The 2,695-nt window shown below is 53.6% G+C and carries 2 protein-coding genes; both read left to right on the forward strand.

Features of this window, described 5'->3' with window-relative positions:
• Nucleotides 1–761 (forward strand): 4-alpha-glucanotransferase (locus tag QCH34_RS10345; protein WP_300333793.1); only part of this gene is annotated, 761 nt, incomplete at its 5' end.
• 49 nt (nucleotides 762–810) lie between these two features.
• The coding region (gene glgP, locus QCH34_RS10350) for an alpha-glucan family phosphorylase (protein WP_300333794.1) at nucleotides 811–2,695 on the forward strand (1,885 nt) is incomplete at its 3' end.

A 2,695-nucleotide genomic window follows, 5' to 3' on the forward strand; every position in this document is an offset into this window, starting at 1 on the left:
CTGGTGTTCCTCCCGATTATTTCAGTAGAACCGGGCAACGATGGGGCAATCCCCTCTACCGCTGGGAAGAGCACCAGCAGGAGGGATTCTCCTGGTGGCTCTCAAGGATTGGGCGGGCGCTCTCCCTCTACGATCTGGTGCGAATCGATCACTTCCGGGGGCTCTCGGCATACTGGGCAATACCGGATGAGCACCGGACTGCTGTAAAGGGACGCTGGCTCCCCGCCCCGGGAGATGCGCTCATAGATGCCATCAGGAAGAGATATGGGGCTGATACTCTTATTGCCGAGGACCTCGGGCTGATCGATCAACCGGTCCGCACACTGATGGAGAGGGCGAAGATCCCGGGGATGCGGGTTCTCCAGTTTGCTTTTGGCGGGGACACTGACAATCCCCATCTCCCTTTTAACCATCCTGAGAATGCGGTTGCCTATACCGGCACCCATGATAATCCCCCGGTGAAAGGCTGGTTTATAGATGATGCAACCACAGCTGAGCGTTCATACCTCAACCGGTATGCAGGCAGGATAATTGAAAAAGATGAGGTGTCAGATCTCTTCATCAGGCTTGCATTCTCTTCAGTTGCAAGGTATGCGATCATTCCCCTCCAGGATCTCCTGAACCTTGGATCAGAGGCACGCATGAACCGTCCCGGAACTGAAAAAGGGAACTGGCTCTGGCGTCTTCATAAGGACTGGCCTGCTGAAGAGGCCGCCATACGCCTGCGCCAGTATACTGAAACATATGGACGTCTGGAATGAGAGGATCTGTACAATCACATAAGTACCTGAATCGATCAATAGATGGCTGATGATCCATGGTGAATTGACAGGTGAACGGCTCTTCACTCTTCCGGATCGAATCTCCGGCCTGGGCGAACTTGCCTATAACCTCTGGTGGAGCTGGCACCCCGAGGCCAGGATGCTCTTTAAACAGCTGAACCGTGAGGCATGGCGTGAGAGCGTGCATAATCCCGTCCGGATGCTCAGGGAGATTCCATACCGGTATCTTGAAGCTGCAAGTAAAAATCCCCGGTATCTCCGTGAATATGACATCATTATGGCGAGGCTTGGATCCTATATGCGGCAGAGGCAGGGCTGGTTCGGGGAACATTACCAGAAAGGCCCGTTCAATATCGCGTATTTCTCGGCGGAGTACGGCCTTCACCATTCGCTTCCCTTTTATGCAGGTGGCCTTGGCTTTCTTGCAGGCGATCACCTGAAGGAGTGTTCTGACCTGAATGTGCCGGTTGTCGGGATTGGGTTTATGTACTCACAGGGATACCTTCATCAGCATATCCGTGTTGATGGATGGCAGGAGGAGATCACTCTCCCCTTAAACCGCGATCTCACGCCGATCAAACGGGTACGGGATGAACACGGGAGACACCTGATTATAAAGGTCCCTGACATCGATCCGGCGATCTATGTTGCTGTATGGAGGGTCGATGTCGGGAGGGTTCCGCTCTATCTTCTTGACACCGATATACCAAAGAATGATCCAAAGAGACGAAGTATCTCCTCACACCTCTATACCGGTGATCGGGAGATGCGGCTCTTACAGCAGATTGTCCTTGGCATTGGTGGCCGCCATGTCCTCAGAATGCTTGGAATCAACTTTTCAGGAATCCATCTGAATGAGGGGCACTCTGCGTTTGCTCTCCTCGAACTTGCACGTGAACATGTGGAAGAGGGCGTACCCGTGCATGAGGCCTTTGAAAAAATCCGCGGACTCACCATCTTCACCACCCATACGCCGGTTCCTGCCGGACATGATATCTACGATCCTGTGCTGGTTGAACGTCACCTGGGCCACTACATTCAGGCGCTTGGTATCACTCGGGATGAGTTCCTGGCGCTGGGCAGGCACCCGGTTCGTTCGAATGAGGGCTTCAACATGACTGCCCTTGCACTTCGGCTCTCCAGGTTCCACAATGCAGTTTCACGGCGGCATGCCGGGGTGACACGGGATATGTGGAGATCCTGCTGGCCGGATCGGAATGATGATGAGATACCGATTGACGCGATCACAAACGGGGTGCATCTTTCCACCTGGCTCAACCCCAGGATGGAGATGCTCTTAAATGGCTATTTCACCCGGATATGCCCGCACTGGCAGCACGAGCATGATAACAGGGAGATCTGGGAGGTGATCGATGAGATCCCCGATAGTGAACTGTGGGAGCTGCATATGCGGCTGAAGATAAAACTCTTCAACAGGATACGGGAGTATAAACGGAGAAAGTGGGCGGAGGGGCTTGAAATGCCTGAGAATCTGGTAGCAGAAGGGACGCTGCTCAACCCGAGCGTTCTGACGATCGGGTTTGCCCGCCGCTTCTCGACCTATAAACGAGCAGATCTCCTCCTGCATGATACATCGCGCCTTGCCAGTATCCTGAATAATCCCTGGTATCCTGTCCAGATTGTATTTGCCGGGAAAGCGCATCCCGATGATACGGAGGGAAAGAAGATACTCCAGCGGATCTACCAGCTTGCTGAAAAACCAGAGATAGCCGGGAGGATTGCCGTCATCGAAAATTATGGCGAGCAGATTGCACAGTATATGGTTCATGGAGTTGATCTCTGGCTCAACACCCCGCTTCCGCCCCTTGAAGCATCGGGCACGAGTGGGATGAAAGCAGCGATGAATGGTGTCCTGAACTGCAGCATCCTTGACGGCTGGTGGTGTGAGGGAT

It is taken from the genome of Methanocalculus sp. (genome assembly GCF_029762515.1).
GTDB lineage: Archaea > Halobacteriota > Methanomicrobia > Methanomicrobiales > Methanocorpusculaceae > Methanocalculus.